A 24,340-nucleotide genomic window follows, 5' to 3' on the forward strand; every position below is an offset into this window, starting at 1 on the left:
TGGAAATGGAGCCGACGATGAGACGAGATGCGGCAGCCAACCGCAGCCGATTGGTCGTCGCTGCCGAGGACGTGTTTGCGCAGCACGGCCCGCAGGCGACTTTGGAGGACGTCGCCCAGGCCGCCGGGATCGGTCCGGCAACGCTCTATCGACGGTTCCCCAACAAGGAGGCGCTGGTCCGCGAAGTGTTGAGCGAGTTCTTCGGGCGCCTACTGACAGCTGCTGAGGAAGCGCACGCGGCACCCGACGAGCAATGCCTGAGCGTCTTCCTCCACACCGTGGGTGCCGAGCTCGTCCGCAAGAGCGGGTTGTCCGCCTTTCTGTGGGGCGACCTCGCGCCACAGCACCTCGTGGAGGAACTCCGGCAGCAGTCAGCAGCCTTGCTGTCGCGCGGGCAGCGATCCGGCGCGATCCGGCGGGACGTGACGACCGCAGACGTGACCGCAACCATCTGGGCGCTCCGCGGCATCGCCGCGGCCGGCGGTGGCGACGACATTTGGCGGCGACACCTCGACACCGTCCTGCGCGGGTTCCATCCGGCCAGCTAGAGGCGCACCCGCATCCAGTCGACCAGAGCCGCAGCGTCCTCACCGGACAACTCGACGCCGAAGGTGTCGGCCAACAAGGTTGGTACGTCAGAGATCTCGACGTCGCGTGTGGAGCAGGTTCCGTCGGGATTCGTTGTGGTCCACGTAGTTCCGTCGAGCACGTGCTGGACGTCGGCAGCGAATCGCTGAACGAACGGCCGGGTGGTGAACGGTGAGCGCGGTGAGGTCGACACGAAGTGGTTGCCGACGGCGTAGTCGATCGGATACTGCGGGTCGAGCGTGAAGACGTGCCGGTCGAGCCATCCGACCGTGCCATCGACGCTCGACCGCTGCCACAGCGTCCACTCGTCGGGATGGAACACCTCGGTGTCGGCGCCGAGGGGAGCCGAGGACAGGCGTAACTGCCAGCCGTCTTGATCGACCTCGTTACCCGCGATCAGCTCGATGGGTTCGAGTGGCCCGCGGCCGAATCCGACATCACACAGCCGGCGCCGACCGTCGTCGAACTCGACAACGATCAGCGCGTGGGTGCGCGGGCGCGCGGTCCCCTCCGCGCCCAGGGTGACGCGCCCGCCGAGCGCGGTGAACCGGAAACCGAGCCGCTCCAGGGCCGCTGCGAACACCGTCACGTGCTCGTAGCAGTAGCCGCCGCGGCGGTACTGAATCATCTTGTGCTGCAGGGTGTTCAGATCGAGGAGGATCGGCCGGCCGAGCATGATCTCGAGATTCTCGAACGGAATCGAGGTGGTGTGGGCCCGGTGCAGAGCGGCCAGGGTCGCGGCGGACGGGAGTCGCTCGCCCTCGAAGCCGATGCGCGCGAAATAAGCGTCAAGATCGAGTTCGTCGCCATGCCACGTGGTCACAAACCCACGATAGTCAGCGGTCTGCAGACCCATGCTTACCTGGGTCTACGTGAGGCGGCCTCGACCGCAGGCAGGTAGATGAGGTCCACCAGCTCGGCAAGGGCGCTGCGCTCAATGGTGTTGTGTGCGAGCAACAATTCGTTGCGCATGAGTGCCAGAATGCCGGTGGCCACGCGGTCGGGAATCCTGGCCGGTCCGATCTCGCCTCGATCGCGCGCGGCGTCCAGTGCGCGGCGAATCGTATGGTCGGTGTGTGCGGCCACCTTCGCTTGGAAAGTCTCCAGGGTGGCTTCGTCGGCTTCGGCGATGAGGTTGCGGTAGGTGTCGAGCCCGATCTGTTGCCACTGATCGACCAGGGATTCGACCATCCTGAGGATGTCCTCGCGAAGCCCCTTGGACGACGCCACCTCGAACGGTGGGGTACGCAGCGTCGGAAGCGCGTCGGTGACCATCTGTGCGCGAGAACGATAGCGGCGGTAAAGAACTGGCTTGCCCGTCTGCGCGCGGCGCGCGACGCCTTCGAAGGTGACGCCGGCGTATCCGTGTTCGGTCAGCTCAGCCCACGTGGCGTCTCGGATGGCGGACATCAGCGCGTCGTCCCGGCGTCGTGACACCGGCCCGGGCGGTACGGCCGCTTCTCGATTAGGCACGTTGCGTATCTTAACGGCCCGCGCTACCGTGAAAGTAGGAAACGCTCCGTATCTTATGGGCACCGCCGAGAAGCACCCTTTTGAAGCGAAGGTGAGGATTCATGGCTGTTCGACTGCCAAGCCTGGAGGACCTCGATCCCGCGCAACGCGAGGTCTATGACCTGTTTCCGGCCAACCTGTCGCGAGGTTTGGTCATGACGAGGTCCAGTGCGAAGCCGTATCTGTCACTGGGGCTTTCGTTCCGGACGGGCGCGCTTGCGGCCGACACGCGGGAGCTGGTGATCTTGCGCGTCGGCGCGATGACGAACGCCCCGTACGAGCTCCATCACCACGTGCCCGAAGCGCGAGCAGCCGGGGTGCCGGAGTCGATGATCGACGGCGTCGTGTCAGGAGCCACAGAGTTCGGAGACCGTCGCGTCAACGTGCTCATCGCGTTCGTCGATGACCTGCTGGCGCAGATCAAGGACGGCGGGGCGAGCACGGAAGCGATGCAGGAGTTCTTCTCCGACAACGAAATTGCCGAGATCACCCTGCTGGCCGGCCACTACGTGATGACCGCGATGTTCATCAAGACCCTCGGCATCGTCCCCGAAGAGGGCGGCATTGACGCGGCGAACATTTTGGTGGACGCCACCGCCAAGCTGCACGACGAACGAGCAAAGGACGAACGATGACCGACGAAATCCCTTTCGAGGAAGGCCTATTCGACCTCGGTGGGGGAGCCCATGTTTTCCTGTCCGGCAATGAAGCCCTCGGCTTGGCCAATGCCGGCCTGGTGGTGAGCGCGGGCGAAGCGCTCGTCATCGACACCCTCTACGACGTGCAACACGCACGAGCGATGTGCGCACAGATGGACGTACTGACCGAGTCAGCGCCGGTGCGGTACGTCTTCAACACCCACACCGACGGTGACCACTTCTTCGGCAATCAGGTATTCGCCGCTGATACCGAAATCATCACCACCGAGGCCGCCAGTGCGCTGATGACTCAGGCGCATGCCGACCTCACCACGAAACTGCTCAACACCGATACCCAGCCGGGCGGTCCGCTGCAGGCCCTCGCACCACTCGGGCGGCCGTTCGACTTCTCCGAAGTACGGGTTCGTGCCGCCGACACCACCTTCAACGGTGAAAAGGCCTTGAGAGTCGGCAGAATCGACGTCGAACTCCACGAACTGGGGCCGGCGCACACCGTGGGCGACGCCATCGCCTACCTCCCCGAGCTGGGTGTGCTGTACGCCGGAGATCTGTTGACGCACAACCCGGTTGCGGTCACCTGGTCGGGCTCGATCCCGAATTGGATCAGGGCGCTCGAGCGCATCCGCGCGTTCGGAGCCCGGACAGTCGTCGCCGGGCACGGTCCCGTCCTGATCGGGCCCGAGATCAACGCGGCCATCGACCGCGGCATCCGGTTCTGGTCTACCCTGCACACCGACGCCACCCGCCTGTACGACCACGGTGTGCCGGTGGCCGAAGCGGTCGCTCGCATCGACATCCAGAACTACCCGGAAGCCGCTGCGACACTTCCGATCATCGTCACCGCGATCTACCACGAACGTGACCCCGGCATCCCGTACCTGGACCTGACGCAGGCCATCGAGTCCATCGCCGCGCAGCTCGCGCGCGCGCACGGCTAGGAGCGCCCCGCCCCTTCACTCGATGTCGTGAGGTGCCTGATGCTCCGGCAGGGCGGCGACGTCTTCGTCCTCGGACACCAGGCAGGCGCGGCAGAAGTCGACGCCGAACGGGGTGAGGTGGATCGAACGGCGGACGACTTTGTGCGCGCGCACCGAGTGCATCGCGGCCAGCACGTCCGGTTGGGCCTCGACAACCTGGTATTCCAGCGGGTCGCGTAGTTGCTCCTGCGAGAACCAGATCAGTCCCAGCCGGAACAGGTTGTTGAGGTAGGCGGGCACGTTGTCCAGATAGCGCAGGCCCGCCCGCGGGCCGATCATGTTGAGGCCCGGAGCCACCAACCGCGAGGACACCATGCCGATGGGGCCGCCCGTGCGGACGTCGACCGCCGGCTGTGGGCCGCCGCGCAGGAGAAGCAGGAGGATGCGGGCCTCGTCGGGCGCCATCTCCTCGAGGATGCGGGCGTAGGCGGGGTGGCCGCGTTCGGTGTTCCACACGTCGCGCGAGCGGGTCAGCAGCGCCTGCCCCTGAGCACGCAACGACTGCTCCATTTGGCGTTGGCGCTCTTCGTCTTCCTGCTGGTGTGACACCGTGTGCGTCGTCGTCGCGGTGTCGGTGAGCGAGGCGCTCACCTGGACGACGGCCTGCGACACCGAGACACCGTTCGAGACGGCCTTGGCCACCTCGCCGAAAACGGTGCCGGCCTGCGCGACGCCGGAGATCAGCTCGCGTGCGGTGTCGGCCGCCGATGCCGGGTCGGCGACTATCTCGAGTGCGCGGCGGCCCGTCTTGAGCCCGGCAACGAGGGTCCATTCCGCCGTGCGTACCCAGGCCGTTGCGGCCAGGCGAACGAGGCCGGGCAGTGCTTCGCCGATCTCGCTCGCGGGTAGGAGCGCCGCGGACGGTTCCGATGGGGGAGAGAATGTGGCGCTGACTGGTCCCCACTGGGCGTGGCGTCGTCTGGGCGGCTGGCGTCGGTTGTCACTCATGCCACACCAAGTCCCAAGAAGATCCCGTAGTGGAGGAAGCCACCGGCGGCGCCCATGATCGCGCCGTGAGCGTAGAGCATCCACTCATCTTCCCTGATTGCCGAACGCAGCATCTCCACGAAGTCGGTCGGCGGAAGTTCTTTGGTGCGCTGGGCGATCAGCGTGCGGATTTTCCCTGATTGCGCTTTCGAGAACTCTTCGTCCTTGAAGGGCGTCAGCGTCCGGCCGACGGCCTCGGCGGCGAAGCCGGCCTTGATCGAGTCGTAGGCCTGGGCGCCGAGTGCCACCCGCGCGGCGCCCCGGATGGGTCCGGCTGCGCGGTCGATGGCCGGGCCGAGCGCGGCCGCCATCATCTGGCGGGTGCGGTCGCCGCTCGGACCGTCGATCAGGAAGTCGCCGATGCGTTCCAGCGTGATGACGTCGTCGGCGATGATCCCGGCGTACACCTCGGCGGCCTGCTCTTGCCGCCGCAGGAACAGGCCCTGGAACTTGATGCCGAAATAGCGGGTCGGCTCGGTCGGTTCGAAGATGAGCCACATGCCGAGCGCGTTGGTGATCCAGCCGACGATGACGCCGAGCATCGGCAGCATCCACCAGGTGTGGAACCAGTGGTCGATGAACGCGACGGGGATGCCCAGCAGGAACCCGAAGATGAAGCCGAAGTTGACCATCAGGTTCAGCTCGCGCTGGCCGATGTCCTTGAAGACGCGGATGACGAGGTCAGGGTTTTTCCGGAAGTGCTCGATGACCATGATCTTGGGGTCGAGCAGCTGGTCGATGTGGATGCCGATCTCGGTGGTGATCGACCGCACCACGTCCGGTAGTTGCGACTGGACCCGCGCGACGATCGCGCGTTTGCCGACGGTCGGCAGGTCGCGCCAGAACTGGGGGTCGTTGGCGATCATCACCTCGTCGACGAGCTGCGGGATCTCGGCTTCGAAGAGCTTGACGATGTGCTCGGCGATCATGTCCGGCTCGAGCTGCTGGTAGAACTCCGCGGGCGTGCCGAGCTTGGCGATGGCCTTGTCGGATGCGATCGAGCCCATCTTGGCCGCGCGGGCGGGCACGATGCCCTGCCAGCCGACCCCGCCCTGCAGGATGCCGGGGATCTCCTGAAGTTTGTGCGGCAACAGCCGCGCCAGCTCGGCCATTCCCGGGATTCTGAACCCGTGGAAGTTGACGGGATAGAACAGCATGATCAGGCCGGTCCAGTTGATGAGCCAGCCGATCACCGCGGTGAACAACGGAATGCTGAGGAACGCGAACCACTCCATCGGGGTGTGGATCTGGCTCAACGTCCAGTCGCGATCGAGCAACCAGCCCCACAGTTCGTTGAACGTCGACCTCACCGCCTTTCGCTGCGCACACTGATCCGCACCACGTGTGGTTTGCCACCTGTGCGTGTGCACATTAGCGGTTGCTGCCACGCCAAGGTGCTCGACTGAGGCCACGCTTTCGCCTCAGCCCGATATCGGTCGCAGTAGCGGCACTCACCGGACTGCCTGGTGGCGTCGTATTAAACCAATGGGTTGACAACGATCGCGTCGGCGCGCACACTCGTACTCAACCAAATAGTTGAGGAAGAAGATGACCGACCAGCTGTCGAAAGTATTTGCGGCGCTGAGCGATCCGATCCGACGGGACATCGTGGCCCGGCTGACGACGGCCGACGCAACGGTGAGCGAACTCGCCGAACCGTACGACGTCAGCATGCAAGCGGTGTCCAAGCACCTCAAAGTGCTCGAGGACGCCGGGTTCGTCAGCCGGGGCCGGGCCGCACAGACCCGGCCGGTGCACTTGGAAGCGCAGGTGTTCGACCTGATGACCAAGTGGATCGAGCGCTACCAACAGCAGGCCGAACAGCGTTACCAGCGCCTGGATGCGGTGCTGGCAGAGATGAATGACAACGAATCGAAACCGCGACGAAAGGGCAGAGCATCATGAACACCGCGCAGGCCGTCATCGAAGCCGACAAGGACGTGCCACTCATCCGCATCACCCGTGATTTCCACGCCACGCCGGCGCAATTGCTGAAGGCGCACACCGATCCGGACGTGTTCGCCCGCTGGGTGGGGCCCGACGGTATGGACACCCGCATCGTGGAGTGGGACGCCCGAGACGGCGGGAGCTGGCGCTACGTCGCGGTCCGGGACGGTCAGGAGTTCGGCTTCCGCGGTTGCTTCCACACCGTCGCCGCGGACAAGATCGTCCAGACTTTCACCTTCGAGGGCATGCCCGACGCCGTCTCGCTCGAGACCTTGTGGTTCGAGGACCTCGGTGACGGCCGCACCCGGCTCCACGGCCAGTCGTTGGTCGACAGCTTCGAGGGACGGGACGCCTGGCTGGCCTCCGGGATGGAGACGGGCGTCGATCAGGGCTACGCGAAACTCGACGCACTGCTCGGCGAGCTCTGAGCGCCATGGCTGCGCTGCACGCACTCACGGCCGCCGAACGGCACCGCCGCATCGCCGCCGGATTCACCGAACATGCTGCAGCCGTGCGGGATTGGTCGGCTCCGACGCCGGTGGCGAACTGGACCGCAGGCGACATCGTCGGGCACCTCGTCGGCTGGTTCACCGAATTCCTCGGTGCGGGCGGTGTGGTGTTGCCCGTCGGTCCGCCCGTCGCCGACGACCCGCTCACGGCATGGGTCGCACACGCCGCGGCGGTGCAGGGTCTGCTCGACGGCGACGCGGCCGACGGCGACTTCAGCCATCCGATGGCGGGCTCACACCGGCTTGCCGACGCCATCGACCGGTTCTACACCGCCGACGTGTACATGCACACCTGGGATCTGGCCGCCGCGATCGGGCGCGACTCCGGCCTGGACCCCGAGTTCGCTGAGCAGATGCTCGCCGGGATGACGGGGATCGAGGACCTGCTGCGCTCATCGGGGCAGTACGGGCCACCCGTCGCGGTCGCGGACGACGCGGGCCCGGTGGCCAGGCTGATGGGGTTCATCGGCCGGGATCCGGCCTGGTCGGCCGGTACGCGTCAAGCAGTGTGAGAGGACCCGGCCGCTACTGTGCCGGGGCCGCGAAACCCGTCCAGCGCAAGCCGGTTTGAGCTTTCGCGGTCGACGGAGTGGAGGCGGCGGCGACGCGTGGTTTGGTGGCCGTCTCGCCACGCAGGCGGCGCTCTTCGCGCATGATGCGGCGATTCAGGATTCGCTCATCGCGGGCGGTGAGCGTGCGATCCAGTCCGGACAGCTGATCCAGCTGCAGCCAGCTCAGCCCGTCGAGATCCCCGTCGGCGTCATGGCTGGCCAGGACAATGGACCCACGCAGCAGGGGGACAGTCTTCGCCGTGAAAGTCGTTGTCGCCAGCAACAGTTCGGTTGCCTTGCGATTGATGCGGCGCTGGCACCGGCGTGCCGTCGGGCTGAACCAGAAGTCGAACTGTCGGTCTGTGCTGGTCAGGCACTGCAGCCGTTGGCCTTGAATCAGATCGGTGATGTCCGCTGGTGTGTAGGCGCGGGTCTCATAAACGGCGCCGTTGGTGCTGAAGTACAGAACTGTGTTCATAGCGATAACCCATTCGGCTCTTTCTACGTATGGACTCTCTGTCGAGCGGAGCACCCACACTGGGGTGCTGTTATCAACGGTACCCATGTGACAATTGAGACAAACGTTGATAACGCCTGGGGTACGGGAAATATGCCCACCGCCGGGCGCTAACACTGCCGCCGCCCGCGCCGATAGCACTGACATGACCCCATTGCGCGCGGCCGGAGCGCTCGTCGCCGCGGTCGCCGCGCCGTGGTTGTCGCTGGTGACGGCCCATGCCGATGCGTTCGGGCAACTGGCTGCGGTTCCCGTGGTCGCGTCCCCGACATGCGGTGGCACCGTGAGCGCCGACGCGCAGCAGACGCCGGTTCAGATCGGCAATGACGTCGGGCACGGCATCGGGGTGTCGATCCGCTACGACGCCGGCATCTACGACGGCTCCTGCTCCCTGACGGTGACGGCCGCGTGGCGCAATCTGGACACCGGCGCCTCGGGGCAAGGCGACATCTCCGCGGTCTCGACGATCGACGGGCACTACGGGTTCATCGGCTACGCAAACAAGAACTTCGCGACCGGGAGCGGCACGGTCGTCGTCACCCTGGGCTCGCATCCGGGCCAGGAAATGCGCATCACGGCGTAGGCGGCTCCGCGCAGGATCGGGCAGCCGCGGTGATGCGACGATTGGCCCATGACCGCGACGCTCGTCACGACCAACCTCGCCGGCGGATTCGCCCACCGCACGCTCTTCGAGCGGCTCGACGTGACGGTGGCACCCGGCGATGTGATCGGCGTCGTCGGCTCCAACGGTGCCGGCAAGAGCACGCTGTTGCGGATCCTGGCGGGCGAACTCGCACCGCTTGACGGCGTGGTGAGTCTGGCGCCGGCCGACGCTTTCGTGGGTTGGCTGCCGCAGGAGCACGAGCGGGTGCCGGGGGAGACGGTCGCCGCGTACGTCGCGCGTCGCACCGGATGTGCGGCCGCGACCAAGGCGATGGACGCCGCAGCCGAGGCGCTGGCCGATTCGACTGCGGACGCCGATGCCTACTCCGCTGCTCTGGATCACTGGCTGGCGACAGGGGCGGCGGATCTCGAAGAGCGATTGCCGGCGGTGTTGGCCGACCTGGGGCTCGATTCCGACGCGGTGCGGCCGGAGTCGACGCTGATGACGGCGTTGTCGGGCGGGCAGGCGGCGCGCGTGGGGTTGGCGGCGTTGATGCTGTCGCGTTTCGACATCGTCCTGCTCGATGAGCCGACCAACGATCTCGACCTCGACGGACTGGCGCGCCTGGAAGAGATCGTGGGGAATCTCCGCGGCGGCGTGGTGCTGGTCAGCCATGATCGAGAGTTCCTGGCCCGCACGGTAACCCGCGTTGTCGAGCTCGATCTGGCGCAGAACCGGACCACCGTCTACGGCGGCGGTTACGAGAGCTATCTGGAAGAACGTGAGGTCGCGCGGCGGCACCGCCGCGAACAGTACGACGAGTTCGCCGAGAAGAAGGCCGATCTCGTGGCGCGCGCACGCACGCAGCGGGAGTGGTCGAGTCAAGGTGTGCGCAATGCGATGCGCAAGGCACCCGACAACGACAAGAATCGGCGCGCCGCACAGACCGAGTCCAGCGAGAAGCAGGCGCAGAAGGTCCGGCAGATGGAGAGCCGGATCGCCCGTCTCGAGGAAGTCGAGGAGCCCCGCAAGGAGTGGACGCTCCAGTTCACCATCGGTGCGGCACCGCGGTCTAGTTCGGTTGTCGCAACGCTCGACGATGCTGTTGTGCGACAGGGGGACTTCGTCCTCGGTCCGGTGTCGCTGCAGGTCGATGCCGGCGAGCGGATCGGTATCACCGGCCCCAACGGCGCGGGAAAGTCGACGCTGCTGCGGCTCCTGCTCGGTCGGCAACAGCCTGACGAGGGCCGCGCGAGTCTGGGCACCAATGTCGCCATCGGTGAGATCGACCAGGCGCGTGCCGATTTCACCGGCGACAGCCGCCTCGTCGATCGCTTCGAGCAATTCGTGCCGTCATGCCGACCGCGGACGTGCGCACGCTGCTCGCTAAGTTCGGCCTGCGCGCCGACCACGTGGAACGCACCGTCGACGAGCTGTCTCCCGGAGAGCGAACACGGGCGGGCCTGGCGCTGCTGCAGGCACGCGGGACGAATGTGCTGGTGCTCGATGAGCCCACCAACCATCTCGACCTGCCGGCCATCGAGCAGCTCGAGCAGGCGCTCGAAACCTACGACGGCGCACTGCTTCTCGTGACGCACGACCGCCGCATGTTGCAGAACGTCCGGTTGGATCGCTCGTGGCTGGTCGAGGGCGGACGGGTCACCGAGCTGTAGCCGGCGATCAGACGTCACCAGACGGAGGTCGGGACGTGGCGGCATCAGCGACTGCCGCCGTCGCGGGCGCGCCGGCCTGTCGGAACGACGCGGCGCGCTCGTGCTCGCGGCGGCGGACCGCGTCCTGGATCTGTTCCAGATTGTTGCGGAGCAGGTCGGAGACGAACTCGTCCATCCGGGGATCGGCGAGCATCGCGATGAGGACGTGCATGACCGATTCGCTCGCCTGGCCGACGACCTTGTCGTACCCGGGGATTCGGCTGATGACGGGTATACCCGAATCGGTGCGGATCTTGTCGGCCGCAAGGGCTTTCAGCTCGGTGTAGTTCTCTTCGATGGCGTTGGAGATGTTGCGGGTGTAGTGGCCGGTCTTGATGACGTCGATGACCTCGTCGAGCACCATGATGGTGATCGGCCGCTTCACCAGCTGGACCGCCCGCACGCTGATCCGGTTGATCAGCCGGAGCCCGGCCGGTGTCTTGAGCCCACGTCGGACCAACACCGGCGTGATCACCAGCGAGCCGATCATGATCACCAGCGCGATGCCGACGATCCAACCGAGGTCGCGCCAGCCATGGATCTCCATGGCTGTGGTCACGACCGCGTCCTCACGGATGCAGGTTCCACTGCCCGACGTCGGCGGCCAGGGCGTCGCTGACGTCGACCTCGAGACCACCGACCACCGGACCCGGATTCGACGCGGTACTGACGATCCGTTGGTACATCACTGCCGCCGGATAGATCTTGCCGCCCGACCAGGATCGGGTCTGCCATGCCCACACCTTGCCGGGCGTGGTCGAGCGCCCGATGACACCGTCGGCCGCGGCCCACTGGCAGGTGTTGATGCCGCCGTAGACGCCGGTGCGCTGCGGCCCGAGGACGGAGTTGATGCCGCGAAACCACGGCAGTGCAACGTTGTTCCAGGTTTCGCGACTGATGTCGTCGTCGACGGAGAAGAAGATCGGTGCGCTCTGGCCGCCGCCCGCCGCGGTGTGCAGTTGCCAGGCGGTGCGCGCATCGGCGACGCCGCCTGCGTAACCGCGCGTGAAATCGGACGGAGCGGTGCCGCCGGGCTTGCCGTACTGGTAGTTGCTCACGATCGCGAGTCCGGCCGCGGCCAGTGACCGGGCATACGGCAGCGTGATCGGCTTCGCCCCCATGGACGAGCCGGGGCGCGATGTCGAGACATAGTTGACGACGCCGGCGTGCCCGGCGGCCCGAATGTCTTGCGCCGGAATCTGCTTCATGGCGAAGTCGATCAGTGTGGGCGCGGCGGCAGCGGCCGTCGGCAGGCCGAGACCGGCCGCACTCAGCCCAGCCAGTGCCGACGCGGCGCCGGCATAGCGCAGCGCATCACGACGCGAGAACGGGCGCCGAAGGCCGGTGGTCTCCGGGAAGTCCTGCATTTCGCGATGTTAACAATGCGACAGATGTGAAAGTTGTGGCCGTGACGTGCTGATTCCAGATCGTGACCAGACTGTTTCATCGGCCGTCGTTTGTCGGCCAGGGCGGAGGCTCGTTCGATTCAAGGTGACGGTAACGATGTCCAGCGCCGTCGTCCTCGCGAACACTGGAGTTCGGATCGATGAGGGAGTGTGCATGTATCAGGGCCGCAGCGTGCGGGCACCGCAGGTGGTGCTGACGGTGGAGCTTCCCACCCGCGATGCACTGGCTCAGGTGACGACTCTGATGGACGAGTTCAGCGCATTTCTCGCGTATCGCGTGCCCGGCGCTCGGGTGGAGAAGTCGGTGGCCGGTACAGCTCCGGTCCGCGCTCCGCTGCCGATGAATGGACTCATGATCGACCGGACCACCCGGCAGGTCAGCGTCGATGGTCACCAGATCGCCATGGCCTACAAAGAATTCGAGCTGCTGGCCTATCTGGCGCAGCACCCGCGACGGATCATCTCGCGACAAGAGCTGATCGAGAACGTCTGGGACGCGGGCTTCGCCTCGATGCGGACCGTCGACACCCATGTGCGACGGCTCCGGGTGAAGCTGGGTGCACACGCCCTGACGCTGACGACGGTCCGTGGCAAGGGTTATCGCTTCGATCCGCAGCCCTCGACACGGTTCCGGGACCAGCGGCCGATCCGGTCGGCGTGACCGTCAGAACGCCGGTACCACCAGGCCGGCGTACGAGCGGGCGATGAACGAACGCACCGAATCTGACTGTAAAGCGTTGGCCAACAGCCTGATTGGTTCGCTGTCGTGGTTGTCGGGGCGCGCGACGAGGTACTCGGCGTAGTCGCGGTTGGCGTGGTCACAATAGAGCGCCGACTGCAGGTCGATCTGGCGGTCCATGGCGTAGTTGCCGAACAGGAACACCAGATCGAAGTCGGCGAGGACATCAGCCAGGTGCGCGCTGGCGATTTCCTTGAACAGCAACTGCTTTGGGTTCGCGATGATCGAGTCGACGCCGGGGGCAGCCACCTCACCCTCACGCAGGGTGAGCAGACCCAGGTCGCGAAGGATGTGCAGGGCGCGCCCGACGTTCGCCGGATCACCGGGCAGCGCCACCTGTGCGTACTGCGGCACGTCGTCGACAGTGGATATCGATTCCGAGTAGAGCGCGAACGGCTCGATGTGCACCGGTGCGACGGGGACCAGTCGCTGGGCCGAGGCGGCATTGAACTCGTCGAGGAATGGCAGGTACTGAAAGAAGTTGGCGTCGATCGTCCCGGTGACCAGATGGTGGTTCGGTTCGTCGAAGGTGTCGAACACCTCGACGTGGAGGTCGATGCCGTCGCGCGCGAGCACCGGGCGGACGTGATCGAGGATCTCGGCGTGCGGGACCGGCGTCGCCCCTACGCGCAGGACGCGGCCGGTGCCATGAATCGATCGAATGGTCCCCACTGCCAACCCCTTTGACTGACGCACCCGCGGCGCCATGCCATGAAGACTACCGACCGGATGCTGAATCTGCGGCCCTGAAGTCCGCCGAATGTTACGGCATGTGACGCATTGTCAGCGCCGGTGTCCTGCCCGCTGGAGCGCGTCCACCCCGGCCAATAACTTTTGTCACCAACAACATTCACCGACCAGCAAGGGGCGTCATGACAGTCGAACATGCGGCGGTGCGCACCGATGGTGGGCCTCCGGCCGGCGCGCAGCGTCTTCGCGGCAATCTGGGGATCCCGGCCATCGTCTTCATGGTGTTGGCCGCAGCGGCGCCGCTGGGCGTCATCGGCGGGCCGGTGCCCTTGGGAATCGCCACCGGCAATGGATCAGGGTTCCCCGCGACGTTCGTCATCGCCACCGTCGTGCTGCTGCTGTTCGCGGTCGGCTTCACCGCGATGACGCCCTTCGTCCGCGAGGCCGGGGCGTTCTTTTCCTATGTGCAGCAAGGATTCGGGTCCAGTCCGGCCATCGGCGCCGCGTTCGTGGCGGTCCTGACGTACGCCTCGATGGAGGCCGCGGTCTACGGCCTGCTCGGTCCGCAGCTCGGCGGTCTGTTGGCCCTCGTCGGCGTACCCCAGTTGCCGTGGCCGGTATGGGCGTTGGCCGGGCTCGCGGTGATCACCTACCTCGGGTACCGCAACATCGAGCTGTCCAGTCGAGTGCTCGCGGTTCTGCTGGTCGCCGAGATCGCGATCGTCGTCGTCCTCGACGCGGTCATCGTCGCTCGCGGTGGTGACCACGGATTGTCGACGGGACTGCTCGACCCCGCGCAGATCACCTCGGGCGCACCGGGTATCGGGCTGCTCTTCGCGATCATCTCGTTCCTCGGCTTCGAGGCGACGGCCATCTTCCGTGACGAGGCACGCGATCCGGACCGCACCATTCCGTACGCGACGTACCTCGCGCTCGCGGTGATCGGCGTCTTCTACACGGTCTCGAGCTGGGCACTGATCTCGGCGTGGGGCGATCGCGAAGCCCTTGAGCGTGCGACGAATTCGGGCGGCACCATGCTGGTCGACACCGCCCAGCGCTACCTGGGCGTGGTGGGAGCGGACGTCATTCAGGTCCTCTTCGTCACGAGCCTCTTCGCCTGCATCTTGTCTTTCCACAACGTGGTGTCCCGCTACCTGTTCGCGCTGTCCGGCCGGGGTGTATTGCCCGCGGCTTTCGGCCGGCCCCACACCCGCCACGGCTCGCCGCACGTCGCGTCGTTGGCGCTGTCGGCACTGATCCTCGCGATCATCGGTGTCGCCATCGTGGCGAAGCTGGACCCGAGCACGGAGTTCTACACCTGGCTGTCCGGGATCACCACGGTCGGGGTGCTCGCCCTGATGGTGTTGACGAGCGCGGCTGTGCTGACGTTCTTCGCACGGGACCGGCGGCACTACTCGGTGTTGCGGGTCCGGGTGGCGCCGGCGCTGGGCCTGGCCGGGCTGGTGGCGTTCCTGGTCCTGATTCTGGTGAACCTCAAGGACCTGGTCGGCGGGTCGTCAGGGTTGGCGTTGGCCGTAATCCTGGTGCTCGTAGTGGGTTTCGTGGGCGGTGCCGTGCTGGGCTATCGCCGCGCGCGAACCGAGTCGGTCGCCCCGGCGGGAGAGGAGGGCTGAGATGTCGTTGACCGCGGCCGCCGCAATTGACGAGCGGCACCGGAGCGTTGTCGACCTGCTGGACTCCGGCGTCATCACGGAGGTCGAGGTGGCGTGGAGTGACCAGTTCGGCCACGCCTTGGGCAAGCGGGTGCCTGTCGAGCAATTCCGCTCTCGCGCTGGAACTTCCGGATTCGGCTTCTGCGATGGCGCGCTCGCGTGGAACTCCAACGCCCGGGTGATCGAGAGTCTTCGGTCGACCAACTGGAACACGGGCTACCCCGACGCTTTTGCCGTACCCGACCTGAGCACCTTCCGTGCGCTGCCGTGGCGATCCGGGGTGGGGCACGTCCTCTCCGACATCGTCGGTCACGACCGCACGCCGTCACCGCTCGATCCCCGTGCGGTCTTGCGGCGCGTCATCCAGCGGCTGGAGAACCTGGGGTACACCGCGAAGGTCGGCGCCGAGTTCGAGTTCTACCTGCTCAATGCCGACGGGTCGATCTTCCAGGACGACGTACACGCCTACTCGCTGCAGAATGCCAACACCCTCGAACCGGTGCTCAGCGAGCTTTATTCGGTGTTGCGCGAGTTCACTTCCCTGGAGGGCCTGCTGACCGAATACGGTCCGGGACAGGTCGAGGCCAATCTGGTCTACAGCGACGCGCTCGATGCCGCGGACAACAGCGCGCGGTTGAAGTACGCCGTCAAGGAGATCGCCCGCCGCAACGGCAAGTTGGCGACGTTCATGCCCAAGCCGTTCTCGGAGCACTCCGGAAGTTCTGCGCACCTGCATATTTCGCTGTGGCGCGACGGTGAGCCGGTTCTGGCCGGCGCCGACGGGACCGAGAGCCAGGTCGGTCTGCACGCCATCGCCGGCCTGCTCGAACACCTGCCGTCCATCACGCTGTTCGGCGCGCACTCGGTCAACGCGTACCGCAGGTACGTCCCCGGATCGTTCGCCCCGGCGACCTTGACGTGGAGCCGGGACAACCGGACGTCCGCCGTCCGGTCGCTGTTGGAGTCGACGCCCGAGGCGACGCGAATCGAACTGCGCACCGGCGCATCCGACGCAAACCCCTACTGGCTCATCGCATCTGCCCTGGCAGCAGTTGTGGCCGGCCTGGAAGCCCGACGCAATCCATCAGAGCCGCAGACCGGCAACCTCTACGACGTTGGGGTCCGGCTACCGGAATCGCTCAGTGTCGCGATCGCGCTGGCCCGTAGCGATGACGCCATCGTCGACATCTTGGGCGCGGACTCCGTGCATGACTTCGCCGAGATCGCCCAGAGCGAGTGGGACGAGTACTCCAGTGCCGTCACCGACTGGGAATTCCGGCGCTACCTGGAGAATTCATGACCGCAACACTGACCGCGCCGCGCTTCGGGGTGTGGGCCCCCGTCTACGGAACCTGGGGCGCCAGAACACATCCCGTCGAGGTGCCCGATGCCAGCTACCGCCGGACACGCGATCTCATCGTGCGCGCCGAAGAGCTGGGCTTCGACTCGACGCTGATCGCCCAGCACGTCCTGCATCCGGGTGGCGCCGAACACGACGTACTGGAAACCTGGTCAACGCTGGCCGGGCTGGCCGAGGCCACCAGCCGCGTCGAGTTGATCGGCGCCATCAAGCCGCTGCTGTTCAATCCGCTGGTCTTCGCGAAAACCGTTGCCAACATTGAACAGATCGCCTCCGACCGGGTGGCGATCAACCTCGTCAGCGGCTGGTTCCTTCCCGAGTTGGAGGCGATCGGCCTCGGCGACGTCACGCACGGTGACCGATACGAGTACTCCCGGGAGTGGCTCGACGTCGTCGGTCGGCTGTGGCGCGGCGATGCCATCGAGTCCGGGCTGGACGGGGCCGTCGCGGCCGGTGCGCAATTGCGGCCGGCCCTCGAGCGGACCCCGCGCGTCTACCTCGGCGGGGAGTCCGAAGCGGCGCGCGCCCTGGCGGCAGCGCAGGCCGACGTGTTCTTCCTCAACGGCCGGCCGCCGCAGGATGCCGCCGAGATCATCGACGACATGCGGCGTCGCGAGCGGAAGAAGCCGGAGCCCTTGCAGTTCGGGCTGTCGGCGTTCGTCATCGCCCGTGAGTCGGAGGAAGAGGCGCAGCACGAATTCGAGTACCTGCAGGGCCTCGTCGACGGTTCGGGACAACGGGACCGCACGGTGGGAGCCGACCCGGCCACCGCCATGTTCAAGGTGCACGAGGGTGTCGCGCGCGTGGGCACCAACGGCGGCACGCTGGCCGGTCTCATCGGTAGTTACGAGCAAGTGGCCGAACGGATCACGACATTCGCGAGCCTCGGGATCGACCTGTTCATGCTGCAGTTCCAGCCGCTGGAAACCGAGATGGAGCGCTTCGCGGCCCACATCCTGCCCCTGTTCCGCTGAGTCGAGAAGGAAATCCCATGACCATCACGGCATTGGCCGCAGGGTCGGTCGCGGACCGGCGGGCGTCGCTGGAGTCGGTCGTCGAGCAGCTCGGCGCGGACGACGCCCAGCACGAGCTGACCCGAACGTTGCACCATGAGGCGATCCGCGCGATCGCCGACACCGGCGTCCTCGCACTCCGGATCCCTCAGGAGTACGGTGGCCCAGGCGGTTCCATCGTCGATGTCATCGAGACCGTCATCGACATCGCGCAGGCCAGCTCCAACGTGGCCCAGGCGCTGCGCGCCCATTTCGGATTCGTCGAGCGGCTCCTGGGTAACCGCGGCGACGACGCCCTGCGGGCCCGCTGGTTCCCCGATGTGCTCAGCGGAAAGATCGTCGGCAACGCGATCACCGAAGCAGTGGGCGCATCTCCCGCGGCCATCGGCACCACGTTGCGTGCCACGGGTGACGGCCGGTACCGGTTGGACGGCAAGAAGTTCTACTCGACCGGCACCCTCTACGCCGACCTGATCGCGGTGTCGGCCGAACGCGAGGACGGCCGCGAAGTACACGTGATCATTCCGGCCGATCGCCAAGGCGTGACGTTGTTCGACGACTGGGACGGCTTCGGGCAGCGGCTGACCGCCAGCGGTGCAACGACTTTCGAGTCGGTGGTGGTCCACAAGGACGAGGTGTCGCTGGTGCCTGCGGACCACCGGCTCGCACACAGCCAGACTTTCCTGCAGCTGTACCTGACGGCGGTGGCGGTGGGAATTGCCAAGGGCGCCTTGCGCGATGCCATCGGGTTCGTCCAGAACAAGGCGCGGCCTGCCGCGCACGCGCTGACCGCCTCGGCCACCCAGGACCCGTTCATCCTGCAGGCGGTGGGGGAGATCGCGGCCTGGACGTCGACCGCCACCGCGGTCACGCTCGGCGCCGCGGCGGCGCTGGATCGGGTGGTGGACTCCGGCCAGATCGACGACCAACAGGCCATCGGTGCTGCCGCAATCGAGGTGGCGAAGGCCCAACTCGTCGCGGAACGTCTCACCCTCGATGCCGCGCAGCGACTGTTCGACACCGGTGGCGCATCGGCCACAGCTCGTACACTGAATCTCGACCGGCATTGGCGCAACGCGCGAACCATCGCCAGCCACAACCCACTGGCGTACAAAGCTTGGGCGACTGGGGATTTCCTCGTCAACGGTGCGCTGCCGCCCAACTCCGGATACTTCTGACCCGCGATGAGAGGACAGACCCGATAGTGGCCGCTCCCGTTGTCGTCGTACCGCGCCGGTTCTCGGTCGGTGACGATCCGCGCGTCATCGCGGCGAATGAACTCTTCGACCGGATCGTCCAACTGGTCGAAGCGGCCGGCCTGACACCGCTGGTCGTCGACGATCCGTTCGTGGCGCTGTCCGACGTCGGTGGACTCGTGCTGCCCGGCGGCGGAGACATCAACCCGCAGCGCTTTGGGCAGGTCGCAACCGCGGCGGTGTACGACGTCAATGACGAACAGGACGAACTCGACTTCACGCTGGCGGCACGAGCAGCGGAAGCCGGCTTGCCGGTGCTCGGCATCTGCCGGGGCGCGCAGGTGCTGAACGTACTTCGCGGCGGTGACCTCCGCATCGACCTGGTGCCGGGCGAAGTCCCGCACCGGAGCGCGACGGCCGGAGAGCTGTTCGGCTGGCATCCGGTTGCCCTGGCAGCAGGTAGCCGAGTTCGTGCCGCCCACGAGTCCGACCAGATCATCGTCGGTTCGGCCCACCACCAGGGCATCGCGTCACTGGGGTCCGGGCTGGTGGCCACCGGCCACGCGGCCGACGGCCTGATCGAGGCGTTCGAGGCCGTCGACGGCTGGGTTGTTGCGGTGCAATGGCATCCGGAGGCGCCGGGTACGTCGGCGTCGGTTCAGCACGCACCGTTTGCCGCGCTCGCTCAGGCCATCGAAATCGACGAACGCCTAGCCCGCCGCTGAAAACTGCGTCGCCGCTGCAATTCCGAGCAGTCGCTCAAGGCCCGCGCTACCCGCCGGTGTCACGACGACTGCCCGGCTGCTGCCGATGCGCCGTACCCAGCCCTGGGTGAACATCGCGGTCGCGATGTGCGCGCCCGCCGCGCCCGCCAGGTGCCTGCGTCGCTCTGTCCAGTCGAGGCAAGCCCGCGTCGCGGCCCGGCGCCCCGGTTCGAACGGAGAGCCCAACGCATCTGTCAGCCACTGGCGTCCATCGGTGGTGAGGGCCAAGGACTCGTCGAGCAACCCGCGCCGGAGCAACGCGTCGGTGATGGTCACCCCCAGCCTCCCGGCGAAATGGTCGTAGCAGGTGCGCCCGCGTGCGAGGGCACTGTTGATCACCGCTTCGCGCATGCCGCGTGGCGGTGTGGACGGCTGCTCACCCAGCACCGCGAGTGACTCGAGCACCTCGGCGACGCCGGCGTCCACCAGCTCTACGTAGCGATGGCGTCCTTGCCTGCGTTCGCTGACCAGCCCGACCGTCACCAATCGGTTGAGATGCTCGGTGGCGGTCGAGGCTGCGACACCGGCGTGTGCCGCCAATTCCTTTGCCGTCCAGGCCCGCCCGTCCATGAGCGCGATCAGCATGCGGGCGCGCGTACTGTCGGCCATCGCGGACGCGACGGCGGCGAGGCATTCGGCTGTCATAGACCCAGTGTGCGACGGTGACAATTCGGTGGCCACCGAACCATCCGGCGACCACGATGTACGCATGGACACGTTCACCCGTCTGCACCACGGCGACGAACCGCTCCTCCTACCCAACGCCTGGGACTTCGCCTCCGCTGCGGCGTTTGTCCGCGCCGGATTCCGCGCGGTCGGGACGACCAGTCTCGGCGTCGCCGCCTCATACGGACTGCCTGATGCCGCCGGCGCCACCGGGGCGGAAACTCTCGCTCTGGCACGGACATTGGCTCGGCTCCCGGTTCCGGTGACGGTGGACATCGAGGCGGGTTTCGGTATGGACCCGGCAGCGCTGGCCGCGGAGCTGCACGCCATCGGTATCGCCGGGGTCAACATCGAGGACGGCCGCAGCGATCACCTCGCCGCGCTCGACGAGCAGTGCGCGCTGATCGCGGCATTCAAGGCCGCCGCGCCGGACGTGTTCGTCAACGCCCGCGTCGACACCTATTGGCTGCATCTGCCCACGGCTGACACCACCCGACGCGCGTCGGCGTACGTCGACGCCGGCGCGGACGGCGTCTTCGTACCCGGCCTGGGCGACGAGCACGTGATCGAGCAGCTCGTGGCCGAGCTCGGAGATATTCCGCTCAACCTGCTCGCCCAGTTGCCATTCCGCCGGCTCGGCGAACTCGGTGTCCGTCGCGTGAGCACCGGGTCACTGCCGTTCCGCGTCGCCATCACGCAAGCTGCCGCGGCGGCGACGGCATACGCCACGGGCGCGCCGACTCCCACCGCGATGTCCTACGACGACGCGCAGGCGCTCTCACTCAGCTGATCAACTGGCGGCGTTGGGCAGCAGCGGCGGGCATGCCCCCTGGGCATCGGTGGCGAGCTCGAAGTGCCAGAGTTCGTTGGCGTAGATCTGGCACAGACCGAAGCGTGCACCGTTGGCGATCAGCCACCTGTCGGCGCTCTGGCCGCCGATGTCGACGGCCTGACCGCTGACATGCTTGGACTGCTGTGGCGTCTGAACGTATTGCCGCGCCGCGTTGTAACTGCCGTAGGTCTGGATCGCGTCGTCGAGCAGTTGTTGCTGGAACTCGGGAGTGCGCCAGCCGGAGGTGACCGTCATGGGGATGCCCTCGGCCGCGGCCGCGGTCGCCGCCTGCTGGATGGCGGCCAACAACGCCGGGTCCAGGTGCCCGACGGTGGGGTTGGAGACGTCGAACGGGCTCGCCGCATCGGCGGACGCGGTAGCCATCGGTCCGAGCATTGTGAGCGCACCTGCCAAGGCCAAGACGGTACCGACGAGTCGCATGGGCACCGACCCTACTCGGCGTCGGCTACCGACTCTTCTCCCGCAGGGACATCGGCGGCGTCGTCGCCGCCGCCAACGCCGCGGCGTCGATCGTCTGACATCGATATGGCAGCGCCTCCAGCCGAGCCGTCATGGTGGCGAGCGGATCCTCCACGACGCCGGCGGTACCGGACAGGAACGCCCACTCGTGCTCGTCGCTGCCGAAATAGACCACGGTGCCGAAGGTTTCGCCGAAACGCTCCCATGACCGGATCAGCGTCTCGTTGCGCCATAGCGTGGGGCAGCCGGCCTGGCCGGTGACGACGGTGCCGATGTCACCGCACAGCTTCATGTACTCCGCGCCGTAGAGGCGGTTGTGCTGGGCGGCCTCAGCGCGTTCGTCGGGGAGATCGATGACGACGACGTCATACCTGGGTCCGGAGTAATCTGCGACAAACTCGTATCCGTCGGTGTAGTGCACTGTGACGGGGCCGAGTCCGGCTTCGGCCCTTGCCAATTCATCGGGCGCATAGCCGTAGGGCAGGTGTTCGGCGCAGAGCCGGACGGCCTCGCGGTCGATGTCGACGTGGTCGACATGCGTGGCCCCGGCGGCGACAGCCATCTGGCTGGCCACACCTTCGCCGGAACCGATGATCAGCACCCGGTCGACCGTCTCGGCCAGCAGCAGCGCCGGCACCATCAGTGCCTCGTGATAGACGAGCTGGCTGAATTCGGTGCTCTGCCGGTCCGAGTCGCTGAACAGCGAGATGCCTTGCTCCGTCCGGCCGATCACCAGGTGTTGAAACTCAGTGTGGACATCGCACAGCACATCGGTGAGCTGCCAGGTGCGGGTGATGCCGGGTGCCATCGGCTCGACGATCTGCCGTCCCGCTCCGCGAAACACCGTGTGGATGTGGGCATCTGCCGCGCCCACGGCCTGTCGCAGCAACCGAACGGCCTCCTCGGCGTCGGCCGACTCACCGCAGGTGAAGACGTCGACGAACATCGCGCCGCGTTCGGGGTAGCTGTGGATCGAGGCGTGCGATTCGGCGAGCAACGCCAACACCGTCACGCCGTGTGGCTCGAAGCGCTTGTCCACCATGTCGCACACCGTGGCTCCGGCCCGCTCGACGGAGGTGCGCAGCAGGTGGCGCAGCCGCACGCGATCGTTGGCCAGGTCGCGGTCGACGCCGGTGAATTCGGCCAGCACGTGACAGCCCGCAAAGCTGCTACCCGGTTGTGACTGCATCTGTGACCTCCACGAATTGCGTTGCAAGCGGGACAAATCCATTGAACGACGAGGCGTAGCTCGTCGTATACGCGCCCGCCGCTTCGATCTCGACGAGATCGCCCGGACGTAGCGTCACCGGCAGTGGATACCGCCGGTACAGCACATCGTCGCCGTCGCACGTCGGACCGGCGACCACGGCGTCGTCGACGGGATCACTGTCGCGGTTCGTGCGCAGCCGGTACCGGATGTATTCGTTCTCGGTCTCGGCCAGTCCGCCGTAGCGCCCGATGTCGAGGTACACCCAGCGGCGACCGTCGGTGCCGGTCCGCACCGACACCACTTCGGACGAGAGCGTGCCGGCTGAGCCGACCACCGCGCGCCCGGGTTCGATGACGACGTGGGGGAGCGCCGGGAAGTGCCGTCCGAGGGCGTCGGCGATGGCGCCACCCACGATCGCGACGTCGGGTACGGGTGCGTCGTACGAGATCGGGATGCCGCCGCCCAGGTTGAGTGTCGTCAGGCCGGGTACGGCTTCGAAAATGTCACGCGCGCACCGGATGCCGATCTCCCACGCGCCCGCATCGAGCTGCTGCGAGCCGACGTGGAAAGCCACCCCGTCCGCCCGGAGTCCCGACCGGGCAGCCTCCGTCAACAACCCGGCCGCATCGGCGGGCGCGCAGCCGAACTTGTGCCCGAACGGCGTCACCGACGACGGAAACGTCGGCGCAATGCGGCATTCGACGCTCGAGCCCGGCGCGTTCTCGGCGATCGCCGCCAGGCCGGCCGCGGTGTCGAAGGTGAACCGCCGGACGCCCCGCGCAAACGCGTACGCAATCTCGGCCGGCTTCTTGAGCGGGTTCCCGAACGTCATCCGGGCGCCGTCGATGCCGGCCGCCGCGCACAGGTCGACCTCACCGACGGACGCGACGTCAAAGGCGCAGTCGAGGCCTGCCAGGAGCCGCAGGATGGGCTCGGCCGGGTTGGCTTTCACCGCGTACCGAACCTCGGCCGCGGGCAGGGCGCTGCGCAACGCCGCAACGTTCCTGCGCACCGTTGCGAGGTCGATCGTCAGGTAGGGCCTACCGGGCACACGCGGCAGAGTACTGAACCAATCCGTCCGTCGCGCGCTGATCGGCGAGCGAAGCAATCAGCCAACGAGGTTGATGACGAGGTTGATCGTGCACGCGATGATCACGGTGCCGTAGATGTAGCTGCAGAGGCAGTGCCGGAGTACTTCGGCCCGGATCTGAGAGCTGGTGACGTCGGTGTCGGAGACCTGGTAGGTCATTCCGAGGTTGAACGAGAAGTAGAAGAAGTCGCTGTACTGCGGATCGACATCGGGACTGTTGAAGTCGATTCCGCCGGGTTCGTCGTCGTAGTAGATGCGCGCATAGCGCGCCGTGTACATGGTGTGGAGCAGCGCCCACGTCGCGAGGATCGCGGCCAGCGACATGCCTGCGTACGACGCCTTGTCCGCGTCGTTCGCGGACAGCAGCAGGATTCCGATGGAGGTCAGGCTGGCCGTGAGGATGAGGAACAGGACCAGATCGCCGATCTCGTCGTCGACGTCGGCTTCACCCGCGTGCTCCTTCGTCTGCTCGGGGCCCATCCGCCACAGCGCCACGAGCGCCCACGAGACGTAGCTCGCCGCGGTGACGATGACGACCGCCAGCAGTCCGACGGGCCAGCGTTGCAACAGCAGCCCGGTGGCCAGGCCGACGCCGAGGCCCGCCGTCAAGCTGATCCAGAATCTGTTCGCGCCGGAGAGTGAGGTCACCCCATGCATT

General features: G+C 66.8%; 27 protein-coding genes and 1 pseudogene. 15 read left to right on the forward strand and 13 right to left on the reverse strand.

Going from position 1 to position 24,340, the window contains the following annotated elements; translation table 11 throughout:
• Window positions 1-17 precede the first annotated feature (17 nt).
• Entirely contained in the window at window positions 18-548 is a 531-nt protein-coding gene (locus VXD91_RS24180; protein ID WP_212807741.1) for a TetR/AcrR family transcriptional regulator, read from the forward strand.
• Here the strand turns inward: VXD91_RS24180 and VXD91_RS24185 are convergent.
• Together VXD91_RS24185 and VXD91_RS24190 are read right to left on the reverse strand one after the other, a co-directional pair.
• Entirely contained in the window at window positions 545-1,411 is an 867-nt protein-coding gene (locus tag VXD91_RS24185) for an arylamine N-acetyltransferase (RefSeq protein ID WP_212807740.1), read from the reverse strand. The two genes, VXD91_RS24180 and VXD91_RS24185, sit on opposite strands and share 4 nt — an antisense overlap.
• A 35-nt stretch (window positions 1,412-1,446) precedes the next feature.
• Complete coding sequence (locus VXD91_RS24190; protein ID WP_212807739.1) at window positions 1,447-1,998, reverse strand: TetR/AcrR family transcriptional regulator; 552 nt, start codon at window positions 1,996-1,998, stop codon at window positions 1,447-1,449.
• Between the two features lie 164 nt (window positions 1,999-2,162).
• Between VXD91_RS24190 and VXD91_RS24195 the strand changes: the two genes are divergently transcribed.
• Window positions 2,163-2,735, forward strand: coding sequence for a carboxymuconolactone decarboxylase family protein (locus VXD91_RS24195; RefSeq protein ID WP_212807738.1), 573 nt, complete (start codon window positions 2,163-2,165; stop codon window positions 2,733-2,735).
• Window positions 2,732-3,697 carry an MBL fold metallo-hydrolase gene (locus VXD91_RS24200; RefSeq protein WP_212807737.1) on the forward strand — a complete coding sequence of 322 codons (966 nt, stop codon included), beginning with the start codon at window positions 2,732-2,734 and terminating at the stop codon, window positions 3,695-3,697. Before VXD91_RS24195 ends, VXD91_RS24200 begins: the two co-directional genes overlap by 4 nt.
• A 15-nt stretch (window positions 3,698-3,712) precedes the next feature.
• Here VXD91_RS24200 and VXD91_RS24205 read toward each other — a convergent pair whose 3' ends face one another.
• Both VXD91_RS24205 and VXD91_RS24210 read right to left on the reverse strand, forming a co-directional pair.
• Complete coding sequence (locus VXD91_RS24205) at window positions 3,713-4,684, reverse strand: Abi-alpha family protein (protein WP_244872722.1); 972 nt, start codon at window positions 4,682-4,684, stop codon at window positions 3,713-3,715.
• Complete coding sequence (locus tag VXD91_RS24210; protein ID WP_212807736.1) at window positions 4,681-6,033, reverse strand: hypothetical protein; 1,353 nt, start codon at window positions 6,031-6,033, stop codon at window positions 4,681-4,683. Before VXD91_RS24210 ends, VXD91_RS24205 begins: the two co-directional genes overlap by 4 nt.
• A 238-nt stretch (window positions 6,034-6,271) precedes the next feature.
• On the opposite strand from VXD91_RS24210, the gene VXD91_RS24215 reads away from it, so the two are divergent.
• The 3 genes from VXD91_RS24215 to VXD91_RS24225 are packed head-to-tail and all read left to right on the forward strand — an operon-like array spanning window position 6,272 to window position 7,691.
• Window positions 6,272-6,628, forward strand: a complete 357-nt coding sequence (locus VXD91_RS24215) for a metalloregulator ArsR/SmtB family transcription factor (RefSeq protein WP_212807735.1) — start codon at window positions 6,272-6,274, stop codon at window positions 6,626-6,628.
• Complete coding sequence (locus tag VXD91_RS24220) at window positions 6,625-7,098, forward strand: SRPBCC family protein (protein ID WP_212807734.1); 474 nt, start codon at window positions 6,625-6,627, stop codon at window positions 7,096-7,098. The genes VXD91_RS24215 and VXD91_RS24220 overlap by 4 nt, the downstream gene beginning before the upstream one ends.
• A gap of 5 nt (window positions 7,099-7,103) precedes the next feature.
• Window positions 7,104-7,691, forward strand: coding sequence for a TIGR03086 family metal-binding protein (locus tag VXD91_RS24225; RefSeq protein ID WP_212807733.1), 588 nt, complete (start codon window positions 7,104-7,106; stop codon window positions 7,689-7,691).
• A 13-nt stretch (window positions 7,692-7,704) separates the two neighbouring features.
• Here the strand turns inward: VXD91_RS24225 and VXD91_RS24230 are convergent, their stop codons facing one another.
• Window positions 7,705-8,208 carry a hypothetical protein gene (locus VXD91_RS24230; RefSeq protein WP_212807732.1) on the reverse strand — a complete coding sequence of 168 codons (504 nt, stop codon included), beginning with the start codon at window positions 8,206-8,208 and terminating at the stop codon, window positions 7,705-7,707.
• 184 nt (window positions 8,209-8,392) lie between these two features.
• Here VXD91_RS24230 and VXD91_RS24235 point away from each other — a divergent pair, with 184 nt between their 5' ends.
• Both VXD91_RS24235 and abc-f read left to right on the forward strand, forming a co-directional pair.
• On the forward strand, window positions 8,393-8,830 hold the full coding sequence (locus VXD91_RS24235) for a hypothetical protein (protein ID WP_212807731.1): 438 nt from the start codon (window positions 8,393-8,395) through the stop codon (window positions 8,828-8,830).
• 48 nt (window positions 8,831-8,878) lie between these two features.
• Window positions 8,879-10,524 (forward strand): annotated as a pseudogene (gene abc-f, locus VXD91_RS24240) (ribosomal protection-like ABC-F family protein).
• A 7-nt stretch (window positions 10,525-10,531) separates the two neighbouring features.
• Here the strand turns inward: abc-f and VXD91_RS24245 are convergent.
• Entirely contained in the window at window positions 10,532-11,122 is a 591-nt protein-coding gene (locus tag VXD91_RS24245; RefSeq protein WP_212807730.1) for a hypothetical protein, read from the reverse strand.
• Window positions 11,123-11,132: 10 nt separating this feature from the next.
• Window positions 11,133-11,930, reverse strand: coding sequence for a DUF1906 domain-containing protein (locus VXD91_RS24250; protein ID WP_212807729.1), 798 nt, complete (start codon window positions 11,928-11,930; stop codon window positions 11,133-11,135).
• 193 nt (window positions 11,931-12,123) lie between these two features.
• Here VXD91_RS24250 and VXD91_RS24255 point away from each other — a divergent pair, with 193 nt between their 5' ends.
• The gene (locus VXD91_RS24255) at window positions 12,124-12,630 is read left to right on the forward strand and encodes a winged helix-turn-helix domain-containing protein (RefSeq protein ID WP_212807728.1); all 507 of its coding nucleotides are present in this window, start codon (window positions 12,124-12,126) and stop codon (window positions 12,628-12,630) included.
• Between the two features lie 3 nt (window positions 12,631-12,633).
• Here the strand turns inward: VXD91_RS24255 and VXD91_RS24260 are convergent, their stop codons facing one another.
• The gene (locus VXD91_RS24260; RefSeq protein WP_212807727.1) at window positions 12,634-13,380 is read right to left on the reverse strand and encodes a MetQ/NlpA family ABC transporter substrate-binding protein; all 747 of its coding nucleotides are present in this window, start codon (window positions 13,378-13,380) and stop codon (window positions 12,634-12,636) included.
• A 200-nt stretch (window positions 13,381-13,580) separates the two neighbouring features.
• On the opposite strand from VXD91_RS24260, the gene VXD91_RS24265 reads away from it, so the two are divergent.
• From VXD91_RS24265 to VXD91_RS24285, 5 genes are read left to right on the forward strand one after another with little or no spacing between them, the layout of a single operon-like run.
• Window positions 13,581-15,032, forward strand: a complete 1,452-nt coding sequence (locus VXD91_RS24265) for an APC family permease (RefSeq protein WP_346416649.1) — start codon at window positions 13,581-13,583, stop codon at window positions 15,030-15,032.
• A gap of 1 nt (window position 15,033) precedes the next feature.
• Complete coding sequence (locus VXD91_RS24270; protein ID WP_212807725.1) at window positions 15,034-16,371, forward strand: glutamine synthetase family protein; 1,338 nt, start codon at window positions 15,034-15,036, stop codon at window positions 16,369-16,371.
• Complete coding sequence (locus VXD91_RS24275; protein ID WP_212807724.1) at window positions 16,368-17,405, forward strand: LLM class flavin-dependent oxidoreductase; 1,038 nt, start codon at window positions 16,368-16,370, stop codon at window positions 17,403-17,405. The genes VXD91_RS24270 and VXD91_RS24275 overlap by 4 nt, the downstream gene beginning before the upstream one ends.
• 17 nt (window positions 17,406-17,422) lie before the next feature.
• The gene (locus VXD91_RS24280) at window positions 17,423-18,622 is read left to right on the forward strand and encodes an acyl-CoA dehydrogenase family protein (RefSeq protein ID WP_212807723.1); all 1,200 of its coding nucleotides are present in this window, start codon (window positions 17,423-17,425) and stop codon (window positions 18,620-18,622) included.
• Window positions 18,623-18,648: 26 nt separating this feature from the next.
• A complete protein-coding gene (locus VXD91_RS24285) occupies window positions 18,649-19,365 on the forward strand; it encodes a gamma-glutamyl-gamma-aminobutyrate hydrolase family protein (RefSeq protein WP_212807722.1) in 717 nt (238 codons plus the stop codon).
• Here the strand turns inward: VXD91_RS24285 and VXD91_RS24290 are convergent.
• Entirely contained in the window at window positions 19,351-20,049 is a 699-nt protein-coding gene (locus VXD91_RS24290; RefSeq protein WP_346416650.1) for a winged helix-turn-helix domain-containing protein, read from the reverse strand. The genes VXD91_RS24285 and VXD91_RS24290 overlap by 15 nt on opposite strands.
• Window positions 20,050-20,113: 64 nt before the next feature.
• On the opposite strand from VXD91_RS24290, the gene VXD91_RS24295 reads away from it, so the two are divergent.
• Window positions 20,114-20,860, forward strand: a complete 747-nt coding sequence (locus VXD91_RS24295; RefSeq protein WP_346416651.1) for an isocitrate lyase/phosphoenolpyruvate mutase family protein — start codon at window positions 20,114-20,116, stop codon at window positions 20,858-20,860.
• Here VXD91_RS24295 and VXD91_RS24300 read toward each other — a convergent pair whose 3' ends face one another.
• From VXD91_RS24300 to VXD91_RS24315, 4 genes are all read right to left on the reverse strand, one after another.
• On the reverse strand, window positions 20,861-21,298 hold the full coding sequence (locus VXD91_RS24300; protein ID WP_244872723.1) for a M15 family metallopeptidase: 438 nt from the start codon (window positions 21,296-21,298) through the stop codon (window positions 20,861-20,863).
• A 70-nt stretch (window positions 21,299-21,368) separates the two neighbouring features.
• On the reverse strand, window positions 21,369-22,571 hold the full coding sequence (gene speD / locus VXD91_RS24305) for an adenosylmethionine decarboxylase (protein ID WP_212807716.1): 1,203 nt from the start codon (window positions 22,569-22,571) through the stop codon (window positions 21,369-21,371).
• A complete protein-coding gene (locus VXD91_RS24310; RefSeq protein WP_212807715.1) occupies window positions 22,552-23,643 on the reverse strand; it encodes a type III PLP-dependent enzyme in 1,092 nt (363 codons plus the stop codon). Before VXD91_RS24310 ends, speD begins: the two co-directional genes overlap by 20 nt.
• 57 nt (window positions 23,644-23,700) lie before the next feature.
• Window positions 23,701-24,339, reverse strand: a complete 639-nt coding sequence (locus VXD91_RS24315; protein ID WP_212807714.1) for a DUF1345 domain-containing protein — start codon at window positions 24,337-24,339, stop codon at window positions 23,701-23,703.
• Window position 24,340 lies beyond the last annotated feature (1 nt).

The sequence above is a fragment of the Mycobacterium sp. SM3041 genome, from assembly GCF_039668335.1.
Classification (GTDB): domain Bacteria; phylum Actinomycetota; class Actinomycetes; order Mycobacteriales; family Mycobacteriaceae; genus Mycobacterium.

Coding starts and splice junctions, on each gene's coding strand:
- VXD91_RS24195 (WP_212807738.1), top strand. CDS start 2,163: ATGGCTGTTCGACTGCCAAGCCTGGAGGACCTCGATCCCGCGCAACGC.
- VXD91_RS24220 (WP_212807734.1), top strand. CDS start 6,625: ATGAACACCGCGCAGGCCGTCATCGAAGCCGACAAGGACGTGCCACTC.
- VXD91_RS24280 (WP_212807723.1), top strand. CDS start 17,423: ATGACCATCACGGCATTGGCCGCAGGGTCGGTCGCGGACCGGCGGGCG.
- VXD91_RS24225 (WP_212807733.1), top strand. CDS start 7,104: ATGGCTGCGCTGCACGCACTCACGGCCGCCGAACGGCACCGCCGCATC.
- speD (WP_212807716.1), bottom strand. CDS start 22,571: ATGCAGTCACAACCGGGTAGCAGCTTTGCGGGCTGTCACGTGCTGGCC.
- VXD91_RS24180 (WP_212807741.1), top strand. CDS start 18: ATGAGACGAGATGCGGCAGCCAACCGCAGCCGATTGGTCGTCGCTGCC.
- VXD91_RS24235 (WP_212807731.1), top strand. CDS start 8,393: ATGACCCCATTGCGCGCGGCCGGAGCGCTCGTCGCCGCGGTCGCCGCG.
- VXD91_RS24275 (WP_212807724.1), top strand. CDS start 16,368: ATGACCGCAACACTGACCGCGCCGCGCTTCGGGGTGTGGGCCCCCGTC.
- VXD91_RS24190 (WP_212807739.1), bottom strand. CDS start 1,998: ATGTCCGCCATCCGAGACGCCACGTGGGCTGAGCTGACCGAACACGGA.
- VXD91_RS24215 (WP_212807735.1), top strand. CDS start 6,272: ATGACCGACCAGCTGTCGAAAGTATTTGCGGCGCTGAGCGATCCGATC.
- VXD91_RS24290 (WP_346416650.1), bottom strand. CDS start 20,049: ATGACAGCCGAATGCCTCGCCGCCGTCGCGTCCGCGATGGCCGACAGT.
- VXD91_RS24270 (WP_212807725.1), top strand. CDS start 15,034: ATGTCGTTGACCGCGGCCGCCGCAATTGACGAGCGGCACCGGAGCGTT.
- VXD91_RS24230 (WP_212807732.1), bottom strand. CDS start 8,208: ATGAACACAGTTCTGTACTTCAGCACCAACGGCGCCGTTTATGAGACC.
- VXD91_RS24315 (WP_212807714.1), bottom strand. CDS start 24,339: ATGCATGGGGTGACCTCACTCTCCGGCGCGAACAGATTCTGGATCAGC.
- VXD91_RS24255 (WP_212807728.1), top strand. CDS start 12,124: ATGTATCAGGGCCGCAGCGTGCGGGCACCGCAGGTGGTGCTGACGGTG.
- VXD91_RS24205 (WP_244872722.1), bottom strand. CDS start 4,684: ATGAGTGACAACCGACGCCAGCCGCCCAGACGACGCCACGCCCAGTGG.
- VXD91_RS24300 (WP_244872723.1), bottom strand. CDS start 21,298: ATGCTCGGACCGATGGCTACCGCGTCCGCCGATGCGGCGAGCCCGTTC.
- VXD91_RS24265 (WP_346416649.1), top strand. CDS start 13,581: ATGACAGTCGAACATGCGGCGGTGCGCACCGATGGTGGGCCTCCGGCC.
- VXD91_RS24200 (WP_212807737.1), top strand. CDS start 2,732: ATGACCGACGAAATCCCTTTCGAGGAAGGCCTATTCGACCTCGGTGGG.
- VXD91_RS24295 (WP_346416651.1), top strand. CDS start 20,114: ATGGACACGTTCACCCGTCTGCACCACGGCGACGAACCGCTCCTCCTA.
- VXD91_RS24250 (WP_212807729.1), bottom strand. CDS start 11,930: ATGCAGGACTTCCCGGAGACCACCGGCCTTCGGCGCCCGTTCTCGCGT.